General features: G+C 66.5%; 14 protein-coding genes. 7 read left to right on the forward strand and 7 right to left on the reverse strand.

The genetic code is table 11. From position 1 onward, the window contains the following. Positions 1 to 3: 3 nt before the first annotated feature. The 5 genes from ACWW1C_RS22115 to ACWW1C_RS22135 all read right to left on the reverse strand — a co-directional run bounded on the left by ACWW1C_RS22115 (position 4) and on the right by ACWW1C_RS22135 (position 6,932). Positions 4 to 3,141 carry a hypothetical protein gene (locus ACWW1C_RS22115; protein ID WP_455980265.1) on the reverse strand — a complete coding sequence of 1,046 codons (3,138 nt, stop codon included), beginning with the start codon at positions 3,139 to 3,141 and terminating at the stop codon, positions 4 to 6. A gap of 14 nt (positions 3,142 to 3,155) precedes the next feature. Further along, positions 3,156 to 3,602, reverse strand: a complete 447-nt coding sequence (locus ACWW1C_RS22120; protein WP_455980266.1) for a hypothetical protein — start codon at positions 3,600 to 3,602, stop codon at positions 3,156 to 3,158. 284 nt (positions 3,603 to 3,886) lie between these two features. Further along, positions 3,887 to 4,657 carry a hypothetical protein gene (locus ACWW1C_RS22125; RefSeq protein ID WP_455980267.1) on the reverse strand — a complete coding sequence of 257 codons (771 nt, stop codon included), beginning with the start codon at positions 4,655 to 4,657 and terminating at the stop codon, positions 3,887 to 3,889. A 7-nt stretch (positions 4,658 to 4,664) separates the two neighbouring features. Next, entirely contained in the window at positions 4,665 to 4,985 is a 321-nt protein-coding gene (locus ACWW1C_RS22130; protein ID WP_455980268.1) for a DUF732 domain-containing protein, read from the reverse strand. Between the two features lie 141 nt (positions 4,986 to 5,126). Then, the gene (locus ACWW1C_RS22135) at positions 5,127 to 6,932 is read right to left on the reverse strand and encodes a helix-turn-helix domain-containing protein (RefSeq protein WP_455980269.1); all 1,806 of its coding nucleotides are present in this window, start codon (positions 6,930 to 6,932) and stop codon (positions 5,127 to 5,129) included. Positions 6,933 to 7,038: 106 nt separating this feature from the next. On the opposite strand from ACWW1C_RS22135, the gene ACWW1C_RS22140 reads away from it, so the two are divergent. From ACWW1C_RS22140 to ACWW1C_RS22165, 6 genes are read left to right on the forward strand one after another with little or no spacing between them, the layout of a single operon-like run. Beyond that, positions 7,039 to 8,529: an aldehyde dehydrogenase gene (locus ACWW1C_RS22140; RefSeq protein WP_455980270.1), complete on the forward strand. Its 1,491-nt coding sequence runs from the start codon at positions 7,039 to 7,041 to the stop codon at positions 8,527 to 8,529. A 31-nt stretch (positions 8,530 to 8,560) separates the two neighbouring features. Beyond that, on the forward strand, positions 8,561 to 9,916 hold the full coding sequence (locus tag ACWW1C_RS22145) for an MFS transporter (protein ID WP_455980271.1): 1,356 nt from the start codon (positions 8,561 to 8,563) through the stop codon (positions 9,914 to 9,916). After that, positions 9,913 to 11,103: an FAD binding domain-containing protein gene (locus tag ACWW1C_RS22150; protein ID WP_455980272.1), complete on the forward strand. Its 1,191-nt coding sequence runs from the start codon at positions 9,913 to 9,915 to the stop codon at positions 11,101 to 11,103. Before ACWW1C_RS22145 ends, ACWW1C_RS22150 begins: the two co-directional genes overlap by 4 nt. A 27-nt stretch (positions 11,104 to 11,130) precedes the next feature. Continuing rightward, entirely contained in the window at positions 11,131 to 11,568 is a 438-nt protein-coding gene (locus tag ACWW1C_RS22155; protein ID WP_455980273.1) for a hypothetical protein, read from the forward strand. Beyond that, positions 11,565 to 12,533 carry an amidohydrolase family protein gene (locus tag ACWW1C_RS22160; RefSeq protein WP_455980274.1) on the forward strand — a complete coding sequence of 323 codons (969 nt, stop codon included), beginning with the start codon at positions 11,565 to 11,567 and terminating at the stop codon, positions 12,531 to 12,533. The genes ACWW1C_RS22155 and ACWW1C_RS22160 overlap by 4 nt, the downstream gene beginning before the upstream one ends. Then, complete coding sequence (locus ACWW1C_RS22165) at positions 12,533 to 13,621, forward strand: NADH:flavin oxidoreductase/NADH oxidase (RefSeq protein WP_455980275.1); 1,089 nt, start codon at positions 12,533 to 12,535, stop codon at positions 13,619 to 13,621. The genes ACWW1C_RS22160 and ACWW1C_RS22165 overlap by 1 nt, the downstream gene beginning before the upstream one ends. A gap of 120 nt (positions 13,622 to 13,741) precedes the next feature. On the opposite strand, the gene ACWW1C_RS22170 is transcribed toward ACWW1C_RS22165, so the two are convergent. Further along, positions 13,742 to 14,203, reverse strand: coding sequence for a nuclear transport factor 2 family protein (locus ACWW1C_RS22170; RefSeq protein WP_455980276.1), 462 nt, complete (start codon positions 14,201 to 14,203; stop codon positions 13,742 to 13,744). Positions 14,204 to 14,294: 91 nt separating this feature from the next. On the opposite strand from ACWW1C_RS22170, the gene ACWW1C_RS22175 reads away from it, so the two are divergent. Continuing rightward, a complete protein-coding gene (locus ACWW1C_RS22175) occupies positions 14,295 to 14,855 on the forward strand; it encodes a TetR/AcrR family transcriptional regulator (protein WP_455980277.1) in 561 nt (186 codons plus the stop codon). Positions 14,856 to 14,871: 16 nt separating this feature from the next. Here the strand turns inward: ACWW1C_RS22175 and ACWW1C_RS22180 are convergent, their stop codons facing one another. Continuing rightward, a complete protein-coding gene (locus ACWW1C_RS22180) occupies positions 14,872 to 15,288 on the reverse strand; it encodes a DUF5313 domain-containing protein (RefSeq protein WP_455980278.1) in 417 nt (138 codons plus the stop codon). Between the last annotated feature and the right edge of the window lie 59 nt (positions 15,289 to 15,347).

A 15,347-nucleotide genomic window follows, 5' to 3' on the forward strand; every position in this document is an offset into this window, starting at 1 on the left:
CGCTCATGTTCCCTTGCAGCCCGGCGGCTTCCCGGTTTCGTGGCTGAACCAGCGTCCGACGATTTCCACGGAGCACCGGTTGTACTTGTTCTCCAGTTGGTGGCCCAGAGATCTCTGCGACCGCTCGGACAGGGTCCAGCCGAGCGGGGCTTCGACGCCGGGCTGTGCGACGGGATAGAAGTCGACGACGTTCGGCAACAACCAGTCGGGCCGCGCCGCGCCAGGCGCTGTGTCACCACCGCACCGGCCAGGCGGGAAGAACTTCTCGAAATCCAGGGCTGCGGTCTGCCGGGCAGCAGCCGAGCGAGCATTGCCCACCGCCCCGAACGCGGTAAGCGGCGCAATGAGCCCGGGCGGTCGATTGGGTACCTCTGATTTCGTTGACGTCACATAACCGTTGTCGATGAGGATCAGCTTGGGAGCGAAGCACTTTCCGTTCCGCTCCGCACGCGCCAACCACTTCACGACCTCCGGCCACGCCAGTGCCAGCGGGGCCGCCGCGGACGCGTCGATCAGTCCCCCGTCAAGGTCGAACGTCCGTACCGCCCGGTCCTTGCACCAGTACAACGTCCCGTTCGGCGACACGTACGGGAACCGTGCGCTGAGCAACGCCGCCGTCGACAATGCCAGGTCTTTCGGTTCGCCGGGCTTCTTGGCGTCCGACGGACACATGCTGTCGAACGCGTCCTTGGTGGCAGCCAGCGTTTGCAGTTGAGTGTGCGCCCCGTCGATCGGCGTCACCACGCGATCGAGCGACAAGCAATCGCGGGACGCGGCGTCCGTGTCGGCCAACTTGACCGCTGACACCGTCACTCGGCAGCCGTCGGTGACCGAGGTGCCGCTGAGCGCCAAGACCGGAAAGTCAAGGCGGTCAGGTGTCGACCACGCCGTGGCCAGGAATCCCGACTCCAGATCACCCTTCGCGTCGCGAACCGATTTCTCCCACGACTTTTCCAACACCGCCGCACTGTCGCGGCCGTCCACCCGTAGGCGCAGAAAGGCGTTGGGCAGGTCGCGAAAGGCGACGCCGGCCACCGTAGGTCCGAGGAAATCCTTGCCGAGAGGCTCCGACCACGGGCGCCCGGGGGCGTCCTTGAACGCCTTGGTCACCGCGAGGCCGAGACTTCCGCCCGAAATTCCACTGGCGAGAAAGATCGAATCCATCGACATCGGTTGGGTGCAAACGTTGTTCATGTCCATACCGATCGGCTTCCAGCCGCCGACACTCTGGCCTTTGACAAGACAATTCAGCACGATCGTCGTCCAGTAAGCAGCTCGAATACCGCCGCCGGCGGAGGCGACGAACACCAACGGAATCGGCTCAGGCTTGGCCGGTTGGGTTGGGGTGACCTCCGTCTGCCTTCTGCCCCATTGATCGAGCGCCTCATCGATGGTCACCCGGCTGCCGGCAGCTGCATCCTTCAACCGGACGGAGTGGTACGTGGACTGGTCATCGGTCAATGACGTCGCCACCGCGCTGATCAGGATGATCGCGATCACCGGCAGGCGGCGTAATCCACTGGCGGCAAGCACGTTTCCGGGATAGTAGGCATCGCTGAACAACACCAGCGCGGTGACGCCGAGCGTCAGCGCGAAGACCAGGGCGAACAACACGCCCCAGGGCCCGAGCGCATTCCCCGTCATCTGCGGCGAGTAGCCAAGGACCACAAACGCCATCGCCGATGCCGCGGCAAGCGCCAGGCATCGACACAGGGACGGATCCTTCGTCTGGCCGGTGTCGTGGTCACACAGGTTGGGCGACCAGTGGACAATCGCCGCCACCACCACGATGCAGACCACCATGCACAGTGCCAGCCACCATCCGGTGCCGTCCTTGACGGCGAACAGACGAACGCCGTTGCGCATCGACAGCGCGAACAGCACTGCGAATGGGGCCGCCGACAGCGCGCCGGCAACCCGCGCACCCCACTGGGTATTCATGGGAATCTCGTCCAGCCGGTCGTCGACGGCAGCGTCGCGTTTGAACCCGAACAATCCGAGAAGGAGTGCGATGGCCCCAGGTACGAACGCCACCTGCCCGAGGGGCCAGTGGAGAGCAATGGCGGCGCCGCCAATGACCATGGCGCCCAACCCAATAGAAAGGATGATCTTGTTGGCCTTCTTGGTCTGGGCAGCAGTCGGCACCGACGGTGCCGACTGATATGCATGCAGGACCGAGCGAGCGGTGAGTACGAGCGTGCCGGTGGCAACGACCGCAGCGACCAATGTCGCGATCACCAAGTACGCATGGTGAGGTTCGAACAGCAGGAGAAATGCGTCATCGAGCTGGCGGCCCAAGTCAGAGCCCAGGGCAAGTAGCGCGATGAGGATCAGGGCGAGACCCAGATGTGCGCGCAGCGCGACCACCGCACGGCGGCGACTCACTTTCTTCGGGTAAGCCGGCGGTTCAAGCGTTCCAGCCAACCCTGCGGCACAGCCGAGGGCAGCAGTGAACAGGAAGAGAAGTTTCGCTGCCGACATCATGCCTGCGGCCGGGACCGCCCAGTCGACATGCTGAATGAGCCAGTGGACCCCAAAGGTGTTCGGCCCCTTCGCCAGATCGGGATTGAGGAGCACCGTGATACCCAGCAACACAACGTCTTCGATGACGTCGAAAGCCAGATACACAGCCGTGGCGTACGAGGCGAACCGCAGCGGCTGCGCCAGGCCGGCGCGCCAGTCGGCGGTAGACGCCAATGCAAGGTGGTCTTCGGAATATCTCACCGCGCCGAGCAGCAGTAGCGTGACCGGAAATGCGATGAATACGACGTCCACGGCCAGGTACATGAAGGCCAGGCCGAACGGGGACACCACGTCCTGACCGAAGTGGTCGTTGAAGTATGTATTCCAACCCCACCATTCGCCGATCGCCGTCGCATTGGTGCTGGCGTTGCTGTGCGCGATCGATGATGGCGACAGAATGGCAGACGCCGATACCGAAGCATGGCCCGGCTTGTGCATGAGCGAAAGCGTGTCGTCGATGACCGACAGGGCGCCGAAGCCTGCGTACAGCAGGAACAACGCCATCAGGGCAGTCCGCACCCCCGGCTTCGTGAGTCGGGACAGCAGTGTCCGCTTGTCTTGGTCGCCCGGACCCGCTGGTGCATCGTCAGGTTGAGTATCCGGCGTTGTGGTCGTCATACCGCGACTCCTGATCAGAACTTGCACACACGGGTGTAGGTGGCGCCGTAGTCGCGTGTCGCGGACAACGCAGACGCGACCCGATCCACTGCCTTGTCGACGACCGCCCTACGGAGCTTTCCAGCGGTCAATTCGGGTGTAGCGGCATAGATCTGGGATCTCCACTGATCGGTCGTTTGTGTCGAATCGGTGGACTTGCGCATGGCGGTACACGTGGCGAACTTGACCACCCGCTCTTCCTGGCTTCCGGTTGCGAAGCGGGTCAGGAGCTGGTCGAGCGATCCGGTGGGCGGCAGGACGGCCGGCACTCCGACAGCCGGCAAGTCGGGATGCCCGGGTCTCGGCAGCCCGGACGGCACTTCGATCTTGGGCACCGGCACCGGATGGAATTCGTGGGCCACTTCGGTGCCGACCTGGGCGGCGCGCTGACATCCGCCAACCAACGTCAGGACGGCGGCCACCGCTGCCAATAGTGTTGTACGAGAACGTATGCGGCCAACGGAACCGGTCATGAGGCGCCTCGCCTTGCCGTGGATGCCTACTGTGGGGCCGCCGGCCCCGGATTCAGGACTGCCAGAAGGGTTTCCAGCACAGAACCAGCCCCCCGCCCCGTCGTCCACCCTGCGCGAATCACTGCAAACGCATCCACCATCGTAGGACTCCCACAGCAGCTCCTACGAGAACCCGCAGCAAATTTCATACGTTCGACGTACACGGCGCGGGTCGCGCGCACCGCGCCGCGGCCTCAGTCGACAAGTTTGGTCAGGCAGTACACCCGCTTCGGGGATGTGAAGACCATCGCCTTCGCCGCAGTGGCACAGGCCGATTCATCGATGCTGCCATCGATGCGCTGGGCCACCTTGAACACGCCGGTGTGCGAATTGGCGATCGTCGGAGCCTGCGCGCAGTCGATGTTCCGGATGCTCTTGCCGGTGAGATCCAGCGCGTAGCAGTCACCCTCGTGCAGGTTCAGCGCGAAGCACAAACTTGCGGCCTTGGGGTCATCCTGATTGCTGGTGGCGTAGAAGTACGGGCCCTCCGACGGCGCCTTGCCGTCCGGGCACAGTCCCTTCGAGGTCTCGCCCGCCAATTCGTAGACAGCATCCGAGGATTCGCAGCTGGTCGAGGTGAAATGAAACTTCTCGTAGTCGGCGGTGGTGACGCACTGCCCCGTTTTCAGCTGGGCGCCGAAGGCCGTGGTGGTGTGCAGTCCCTTGCGCGCAACGTTGCCGATGCCGCCGAGCACGATCAGTAGCAGCACCACACCCACAATCCACATCCACGGCTTGAGCCCCGACTTACGCGGTGGCGGCGGATAGCCCGGCAATGGGGTCTGCGGACCGTAGTACGGCTGCTGTTGGCCGGCCCAGGGTTGCGGGTTCGGCGCCGGCCAGCCCGGCTGAGGCTGCCATGCCGGCTGCCCCGGTGCGGGCGGGACGGGTTGCCCGGGTGCACCGGCCGGCGGTCGGTGCTGTGGGTCGCCCGACGGGCCGTGCTGCGGTGGTGGCTGCGTCACAGGCTGGTCAGTTCGGGGCCGACGTGCACAGGATGCCGTGCGCAGCTTTCGCGAGCGCCCCGGCCGGACCCGCGTCAGCGCCGTACTGCCCTGCCAGCGCGCCGATGACATCGGGACGCGACTGGCCACTGAACGCCATCTGGCATGCCTGCAGCCCCGCCTGCATAACCGCGTCGTCGTCACCGGGGAAGCCCGCATTGCGGGCCTGGTTGATGAACCGCTGCTGTTCCGGCGTGACCGGTATCGGCCATGCCGATGCAGACCCCGCGCCGGCGACGGACAACACCGAGACTGCGGCAACCGCGCCGGCTGCCAGGCGAATTCTCACGGACATCTCTCCCCCAAGTGTCTGATCCCGCGGGTCACGGAACGTCAACATGACTGAGCCTAATGGCCTCGGACCAGTCCGCGGGACCGATATTCTCCGCTCCGCCCGCGGGCGGACCTCACACGTCGGATGCACGGACGGTCAGTATCCGCCTTGGCCTTGCTCCGCGATGTCGTACACGATGAGCGCGGACGAGAACTGGACGCTGATGGCCGGATCGGCCAGGTGCACTGCGCACAGCGACTCGATGCGCCGCAGCCGCTGGGCGACCGTGTTGGGATGAATCAACAGCTTCTCGGCCGTCGCGGTGCGGTCTTGTTTGCCGGCGAAGTGGGCTCGCAGCGTGGCAATGAGGTCCGTGCGGTGTTTGGCGTCGTAGTCGACGATCGGCGCCAGCGTCCGGTTGGCGAAGGCTGTCAGCTTGGCCGGGTCATCGAGCTGCAGCAGTAGACCGACGATACCCAGATCTTCAAGGCTCACAACGGAATCGGTGCGGCCCGAGCGCAGGGAGATCTCCAGTGCACTCTTGGCGATCCGGTAGGCGTCACCGTAATCGGAGCCGTGGACGGGCGACACCGCGACAGTCGCGGAGATGTTCGGCGCGATCCTGGACAACTCCCGCTGGACGACGACACCCGCAGACTCATGGCTGTCGCCGGCTTCGGGCCAGAGCGCGACCAGCGTCCCGCCATGCATCGCCACCAGCGGGCGCGGCTGATGTCCCGATGCCAAATCGGTGACAACGGAGAGCGCACGTTGCCACGCACGGCGGGTGACCGACTCGCTGGGACCGGCCAGCGTGGCGACGACGGCGACGTGAGCGGCGGACAGATCGTGGCCCAAGCGTCGGGCACGCTCCCGAATCTGGCCCGACGGCTGACCGCTGCCGGTCAGCACATCGGTCAGCAGCTCGCCACGTACCCGTCGCTCGACCTCGGCCGCGGTCTGTGTCCGCAGCAACTCCACCGAGATGACGATGGAGGCGTGCTCTACCGCCCGAATCTGCAGGGGGTCAAGCAAATCGGCGTCTCCGGGGAACCAGATGCGGGCTGCGACCTCGCTGCCCAGACGCACCCGCGCGACGAGCCAGCCAGTCGAAACGCCCTGATCATCGACGGCCTCACCGACCGTCGCCGAGGTAGCCGCGGACTCGGCATCCGCCGTCGCGTTCCGGGTCGCAACGGCCGGGTAGTCGATGCCGTCGCCGGAGTGCGCGAGCTCGGTCTGGCGGGCGTCGTCGATGAGCACGGGCCGGCCGATCAGATCGCTCAGCGCCGCGGCGATCCCGCTGACGCCTCCCGAGCGCAGGGTCACCGCGAGCAGACGTTCGTGGATCTGTTCCGAACGCGCGAGCGCATCGCGTTGCTCGCGTAGCGATGTGGTCAGGGTGCGCAGTTCATCGAGCCGGCGCGCCGACGTCACCGCGATGGCGGCATGATTGGCGAGCAAGGTCAGCCGCTCGATCTCATAGCGGGTGAAGGTGTGCACCGAGGCGTAGTAGCCGTTGAGTGTCCCCAGCACCTCGGTGCCGGCGATGAGCGGCACGGCAATGATCGCCCGGTAGCCCTGCTCTTGCGCCACGCCGGCCCAGAGGGCGAATTGCGGTTCGATCCGCACGTCGCGGATAGCCACCGGTTCGCCGGTGTGGAAAGCGCGACTCGACGGCGAGGTGCTGTCCAGCCGGATGGGGCGGTCGGAGTTCACCCGTCCTACGTACTCATCCGACAATCCGCTCCAGCCCCGCACGAGCAGTTGGTCGCCGCTGTCGTCGGGGATGAGCACGCCGCAGAAGTCGAAGCCCAGCAGCGTGCGTGCGGTATCGGCGACGAGGCAGAGCACCTCGGCCAGATCGGTCTCGGCGCAGGCCAGGGCACTGAGGGTGCGCAGCGCTGCCAGCCACGTGACCAATTCCGCGCCCGGCCGTTCGCGGCCCGTCGACGTCGTCATCCGATCAGTGTGCACCACATTCGTGTGTAGCTACACACATATTCAGCCAAAAAATATGTCTTGCACGACATTGAACGCGGGTGGCGCTGTGATGAGACTCATTGGCATGACCCAAGTCTCACCGGCCCCCACCGTGGTCACGGATGCGCCCCTCAGCCCTACCCGCCAGATTCTCAGCCCCGCCACCGGCGCGGTGATCGCCACCGTCCCGGAGCAGGGGGCGCGTGAGGTCGATGCCGCGGTGGCCAAGGCCCGCGCGGCGTTCGAAGACGGGCCGTGGCCGGCCATGGTCCGGAGCGACCGCGCCAAGCTGCTGCTGCGCATCGCCGACGCCATCGAATCCGCGAGCGAGAAGCTCTACACCCTCGAGGCGCAGAACAACGGACGGCCGATCACCGAGACCCGGGCCCAGCTCTCCCGCGTGCCGGAATGGTTCCGGTACAACGCCGGACTGCTGGCCGCCCAACGCCAGGCCGTGCTGCCGGGCGACGGGCCATACCTCACCTACCAACAGCGGCTACCGCTCGGTGTGTGCGGCATCATCACGCCGTTCAACCATCCGATGCTCATCCTGGCGCGGAGCCTGTCGGCCGCACTCGCCAATGGAAACACGGTGGTGGTCAAGCCATCTGAGCTGACACCACTGACGACGCTGGCCCTCGCCGAGATCGTCGCCGCCGCCGGGCTACCCGACGGCGTGCTCAATGTGGTGACGGGCGCACGTGAGGCGGGCGTGCGCCTCACCGGTCATCCCGACATCGCCAAGATCACTCTCACCGGCGGCACCGAGGCCGGGAGATCGGCAGCGGTCGCGACGGCGTCCCGGTTCGCGCGCATCACCGCCGAGCTGGGCGGCAAGACGCCGGTGCTGCTCTTCGACGACGTCGACCCCCAGATCGCCGCCGAGGGCGCGGCCTTCAGCGCGTTCGTCGCGGCCGGCCAGTCGTGTGTCGCCGGATCGCGATTCCTGGTGCAGCGCGGCATCTACGACGAGTTCGTCACCGCCCTCACCGCGCGGGCCCGGGCCATTCGGGTCGGAGACCCGGCCCTGCCGGACACCCAGATGGGACCGCTCATCAGCGCCCGGCAGCGCGACAAGGTCACGGCGCTGATCCAGACCGGTGTGGATGAAGGCGCGACGTTGCAGGCCGGCGGCCAGATACCCACACTGCCAAGCCCTTTCGACGGCGGCTTCTATCTCGAACCCACCGTGTTGTCCGACGCCACCATGGGCATGACGGTCGCCCGCGAGGAAATCTTCGGGCCGGTCGCCGTGGTCATCCCGTTCGACAGCGAGCACGACGGCGTGCAGATGGCCAACGACAACCCGTACGGACTCGGCGCCGGAGTTTGGACCACCGATGTGAGCCGCGCCCACCGCGTGGCGGCGAGCATCAACGCGGGCATGGTCTGGGTCAACGACCACCACCGCCTGGAACCGTCCCTCCCCTGGGGCGGAATCAAGGAATCCGGCTCCGGAAAAGACGCCGGCACAGAGTCTTTCGACGACTTCTCCTGGATCAAGACGGTCGTGGTGCGCACCGCTGCCGAGCCCGTCGACTGGTACGGCGGGCAGCCCCAGCGCCGCCTCAACTGACCCCCGTTCCGACGGCCCGAAAGGCACACCCATGTCCGCAGCACGCTGGCATCACGAAATCACCCGAACGCAATGGCTGGTCCTGGCGGGCACCACACTGGGTTGGGGCCTGGACGGCTTCGCCGGCAGCCTCTATGTCCTCGTCCTGGGCCCGGCCATGAACGAGCTGCTCCCCAACAGTGGCGTCGGCACCGACGCCGCTGCCATCGGGTTCTACGGCGGCCTGACCGTCGCGCTCTTCCTCATCGGATGGGCAACCGGCGGAATCCTTTTCGGCATACTCGCCGACTATTTCGGCCGCACCCGGGTGTTGTCGGCGGGCATCCTCACCTACGCGGCGTTCAGCGCGCTCGCCTTCTTCGCCGACACATGGTGGCAGCTGGGCATCCTGCGATTCATCGCAGGCCTCGGATCGGGTGTCGAGGCGCCGGTGGGTGCCGCCCTGATCGCCGAGACCTGGCGCAACCGATTCCGGGCCCGCGCCGGCGGAGTGATGATGGCCGGATACGCCGGCGGCTTCTTCATGGCGGCCGCCGCCTATGCACTGCTGGGTGACCACGGATGGCGCGCCATGATGCTGCTCGCCGGCATCCCGGCCCTAGTGGTGTGGTTCATCCGCCGCTATGTACCCGAGCCACCCGAGATCGGCGCCCACTTGCAAGCACGTAAAGAGCGGAAAGCACTGGGCCACAATCATGTCCACGATCGATTCGTGCTGCGACGCCTGTTCGGCCCGCCACTGCTGCAGCCCATGCTGGTCTGCACCGCACTGGCCACCGGCGCGCTCATTGCGTTCTGGAGCGTGTCGACCTGGTACCCGCAGATCATCCGGCAGGCGACCAAGGCCGAAGGCCTCCCTTCCGGCGTGGCCGATCACCGGGTCGCGGTGGCCGCGATGCTGTTCAACGCCGGCGGCATAATCGGCTACGCCGCATGGGGTTTCGTCGCCGACGCGATCGGGCGCAGGAGCGCCTTCGCGATCAGCTTCACGGTGTCGGCCGCCACCATCGCGTGGACGTTTCCGTTCGACCGCAGTCACACCGAGCTGCTCATCGCGATGCCGCTGTTGGGCTTCGGTTTGTTCGGCGCCCTGTCGGGCACCTTCATCTACGGTCCGGAACTGTTCCCACCCAGTGTGCGTGCCACCGCGCTGGCCGTGTGCAACAGCGTCGGCCGTTACGTCACCGCTCTCGGGCCTCTCACTGCCGGGGTGATCGCCTCGTCGTGGTTCGACGGCAACCTCGGCATCGCCACCGCCTCGGTGTCAGCGGTAGGCCTGATCGCCGTCATCGGCCTGGCCTTCGCCCGCGAAACCCGCGGGGAACCCATGCCCGTCGACCACCCCACCACCCAAACCAGCCGGTTGAGCGAAAAGAGCGCGTCATGACCGAATACTCCACTGCCTCGGCGATCGTCGTCGGCGGATCCATCGGCGGCCTCACCACAGCACTGTTGCTGCGCGACTTGGGATTCCACGTCGACGTCTACGAACGCACCCCCACTCCCCTCGACGGTCGCGGCAGCGGCATCGTCCTGCAACCGGACACCGTGCGCTGGTTCGCCGAACGCAGCCGCCAGCCCGTGGCCGACCTGCACACCGCCACCTCGTACGTGCAGTACCTCGACCATAGCGGCGCCACCGTGCACCGGGAGCCCGCCCGCTGGACCTACACCTCCTGGGGCACCTTCTACCGGGCGCTGCTCGCAGACTTCGGCACCGAGCACTACCATTACGGCGAATTCGCCTGTGGTTTCAGTCAAGACGAGCACACCGCCACGGTGCGGTTCGTCAGCGGCAAGACGGCCAGCGCCGACCTCGTCGTCTTCGCCGACGGCATCACCTCGCCGGCACGCGAACATTTCGATCCCGATGCCGCGCTCACCTACTCCGGCTACGTGGGCTGGCGCGGAACCGTTCCGCTGTCCGAACTGACCGCCAGCACGCGTGATGTGCTCGGCGACGCCATCACCTACACCGTGATCCCGAACTCCCACATCACGATGTACCCGATCCCCGGCGAACAGAGCCTCGACGACGCCGACCGCCTGATGAACTATGTCTGGTACCGCAACGTCCCGGCGGGGCCCGAACTCAGCGAATTGCTCATCGACAAAAGGGGATTCGCCGGATCGGTGTCTGTCCACCCCGGCCAGGTGCAGGACCGCTTCGTCGACGAACTGCGCACGGCGGCGGCTGCACAGCTGGCGCCCGCGGTGGCCGAAGTGGTCGTCAAGACTCCGCAGCCCTATCTGCAGGTGCTATCGGACGTGCGGTCCTCGCGGATGGCTCTCGGCCGGGCGGCGCTGATCGGCGACGCAGCGTGCGCCTCGCGGCCTCATGCGGCCGCCGGCACCGCAAAAGCCGCCGCCGACGCCTGGGCGCTGGCCGAGGCACTGTCCACCGCGGCGGGCGACATCGTGTCGGCCCTGGCCAAATGGGAACCGGCGCAGCTGCAGCTCAGCGACAGCTTGCTGCGCCGCGTGGTGGACATGGGCGAACGCTCACAGTTCCGGAATAGCTGGACACCAGGAGACCCCGATCTGCGATTCGGCCTCTACGGCCCCGGACGCTAAAGCCCTTACGAAGAAAGGAATTAGACGATGACCGACAACAACTATCTGACCGACCTGCCGCTCGCCGGTGAACTGGTGGCCACCGACTTCGAGAGCTGGCCAGGCTGGCTCAAGACCGAGTTCGCCGAGCATGCCTTCGACGGAAACGTCGGATCCCGCTTACTGAGCGAGGACTCTCGGGTTCGGGTGTGGGAGATCCGGCTGGCGCCCGGCGAGCGCTGGCACGCACACCGGCACGTGCTGGACTACTTCTGGACCGCCGTCAACGCGGGCAGCAGCCGCCAACACACCCACGACGGCACCGTCCGCGAAGTCTCCTATCAGGCCGGCGAGACCCGCCACTTCCATTTCGGCCCAGGCGAATTCCTGCTGCACGACATCGAGAACATCGGCGAAACCGAGCTCGTCTTCACCACCGTCGAGCACCTCGACAGCGACAACGCCGCGCTGGAGATCCCGCGATGAGCCCGCGCATCCCCGACGGGGTCATCGACGTCCACGCCCATTGGTTGCCCCGTACCCTGTTCGCGTTGCCACCCGGCGCCCCGTACGGCCCGTTGAACGACCGCGACGGCCGGCTGCACCTCGGCGACCTCCCCCTGTCGATCGCCACCGATGCCATGAGCGACGCGGCCGCGATCACCGAGGACATGGACCGCGCCGGCGTCGCGGTTCGGGTACTTTCCGCGCCACCGTTCGCTTTTCCACTCACTGGCGCCGGAGCCGAGTACGCCGGCGCCTTCAACACCGCACTGGCCGACGTCGTCGAGACATCGGGCGGACGGTTCCTCGGGCTGGGCATCGTGGCCCTGGGCGAACCCGAGGACATCACCTCGCAGTTGACGGCGCTGCGTGGCATCGCAGGCATCGGCGGCGTAGCAATACCGCCGGTGGTCGACGGCGACTCCCTGCATCGGGGAGCGTTGCGGCACATCGTTTCCGAGGCCGCGCGCCTCGATCTCGCCGTGCTGGTGCATCCCATGCAGATCGGCCGGTCGGAGTGGAGCGACTACTATCTGGCCAACCTCATCGGCAACCCCGTCGAAACCGCCACTGCGGTGGCCAATCTCGTGCTGAGCGGTCTCAAAGACGAACTGCCCGCGTTACGCATCTGCTTCCTGCACGGCGGCGGCTGCGCACCAGGCCTGCTCGGCAGGTGGGACCATGGCTGGCGGGCCCGTGCCGATGTCCGCGCCGCAGGCAGCCGATTGCCGTCCGACGTCGTGGCCGAGCTGTATTTCGACACCGTCACCCATGACGCGCCGCAACTCGAACTGCTCGGGAAGGTCGCCGGTAAGGACAAGGTGGTCTGTGGCAGCGACTATCCCTTCGACATGGCCGAATCGGACCCGGTACGGTTCGCGGTCAAATACGGACCCGATGAGGAGGCGTTGGCCCGTGCGGCCCGAACCTTCTTGGGAATGAACTGATGTCGACGCTCTTCACACCGTTGACCCTTCGCGATGTCACCTTCGCGCACCGCGCATGGATGTCGCCGATGATGCAGTTCTCCGGCGTCGCCGACGGACCGGAAGCCGGCACCCCGACCGACTGGCACCTACAGCACTTCGGTTCGCGAGTCGTCGGCGGCGCCGCCCTGGCGATGGTCGAGGCGACGTCCGTGGACCCCGTCGGACGCAGCAGCGTCTACGACCTCGGATTGTGGAACGACCGGCAGATTCCGGCATTTCGACGTTTGACGCACTTCATCACCGCGCAGGGCTCGGTGCCCGGCATCCAGATCGTGCACGGCGGCCGCAAGGCGTCCACCGGGCGCCCCTGGCCGGACCCCAGCCGGACTCCCGAATCCTGGACGACACTGGGCCCCAGCGCCATTGCGTTCGGACATCGTCCCGTACCCGCCGAACTCGACGTCGATGACATCGAAAGAATCGTGGCAAGCTTCGCCGATTCCGCCCGACGAGCCGCCGCGGCCGGCTTCCAGGTCCTCGAAATCCACGGTGCACATGGCTATCTCATCCACCAGTTCCTGTCGCCGCAGTCGAACACGCGCACCGATGCGTACGGCGGGTCACTCGCCAACCGGATGCGATTCGCACTACAGGTCGCCGAAGCAGTGCGCGCCGCGTGGCCACAGCATCTGCCGTTGTTCTTCCGGGTTTCCGCCACCGACTGGCTTGCCGGTGACACTGACGACCCGCGCCCGGGCTGGACCGTCGAGGACACAGTCGCCCTAGCCGCCGGTTTGAAGAAAGCCGGCGTCGACCTCATCGACGTGTCGACCGGCGGCGCTGTTCCCGACGCCCGCATCCCGGTCGCCCCCGGCTATCAGGTGCCATTCGCGAAAAGGGTTCGCGCCGAGGCAGATATCCCCGCCGCGGCGGTCGGAATGATCACCGAGGCCGAACAGGCCGAAGCGGTCGTCTCCGGCGGCGAGGCCGACGCCGTCTTCATCGCGCGTGCCCTGCTGCGCAATCCCAACTGGGTCCGCGACGCCGCACAACACCTCGGGGTGACACTGCCGCACCCGCCTCAGTACTCACGGGGATTCGCGTGAGTCCCCGCGGCGGGCAGGTTCACCTGCCCGCCTTGCCGGCCAATCTGGCCCACGTGCTGGCCTGGGGCGTTTCTCTCGCCTCGGCATGCAGCGAGCCGGCGAACGACGGCGGCACGGCACCTACTGGAGCGGAAGTTCGACTCCACGCTCGCCCTCGGGCCGGGGGCCGAAGATGCGCCGATCGCTCTCGTTGATCCGCATGTCGTTGATGCTCGCCTCGCGGCGTTCCATCAAACCGTCGGTGTCGAACTGCCAGAGTTCGTTGCCGTAGCTGCGCCACCACTGGCCCGTGGCATCGTGCCACTCGTACTGGAACCGCACGGCCATGCGGTTACCGCGGAACCCCCACAGCGCCTTGCGCAGGGCGTAGTCGTGCTCGCGCTCCCACTTGGCGGTCAGGAACTGGACGATTTCTTCGCGACCGGTGACGAACACGTCCCGGTTACGCCAGACCGAGTCCGGCGTATACGCCAGGGCGACGCGCTGCGGGTCGCGGGTGTTCCAGGCATCCTCGGCCGCTTGCACCTTCTGGAGTGCGGTTTCTGGGGTGAATGGCGGGACGGGCGGGCGCTGTTCGCTCATGGTTCCTTCTTCCAGCTATCGAGAACGTGCGTTCTCTACGTGACTCGACTATCGTAGGGAACGAACGTTCTCAACGTCAAGGATGGATTCGATGCCCGCGCCGATCAGCGACGAACAGAAGTCCCGCGACCGGGAAGCGCTGCTGGACGCCGCCGAGGCGCTCTTCTACGAGCGCGGCATCCAAGCCGTCGGCATGGATGACATCCGCGCCGCAGCAGGGATCGCGCTGAAGCGAATCTACGGATTCTTCGCGACCAAGGAAGATCTCGTCGTCGCCGTGCTGCAGCGCCGCGACCGGCGATGGCGCGGCAGCCTGACCAACTACGTCGAACAGCACGCGGACCCACGAGAACGAGTTCTCGCGGTCTTCGACTGGCTCGGGAGATGGTTCGCCGAGCCCGATTTCCGCGGCTGCGCGTGGATCAACGCGTACGGCGAACTGGGCGCCAGCTCTCCCGCCGTCCTGACCGAGGTCCGTGCCCACAAACAGGCGTTCCACGAACAGATTGCCGGCTGGGTCGCCGCCGCCACCGACGCGCCGGCGGAGCCCTTGTGCCTGTTGGCCGAAGGCGCGATGGTGACCGCCGCCATCAGCGGAGACGTCACGGTGGCGCAGCGCGCCCGGGAAGCGAGCAAAGCCCTCCTGGGATGACGACGCCCGCCGGCCGTCAGAACGGCCGGCTGTTCGCCTGCCATTTGGCCGATTCCGGCCGCGGGCCGAAGCGTTCGGCATAGCGGTCGTGCATCTGCGACTGCTTCTGCCGCAGGACTTCGTCGATCAGGTTCGGGTCGAGACCGTGCTGGCTCAGGCGGTAGCGGCGCCACACCTTGTTGAGCACGAATGCCATCACCAGGGCCCAGAAGTAGATCGGCAGCGTCATTTCAGAGTGCACGTACACCGACGCCGGCAGCAGCCACAGCGGAGCCAGTACGAAGATCGGCGGGATCGCGTATCGGATCATGTGCCGGCGCACGGCGCCGTCGTCGGTCAGGTCCTGACGAACCCATTCCCGCAAGTGATCCGGTAAGCGACGGCCGTAGGCATAGGTGATGCGCTGCCAGAACGTCGGACTGTCGGCGACCATGACGACTCCTTTGACTGATCGGATCGACGAGCACCATGCTCTTCGTACCCTAATAGTTA

This window comes from Mycobacterium sp. HM-7 (genome assembly GCF_053852335.1).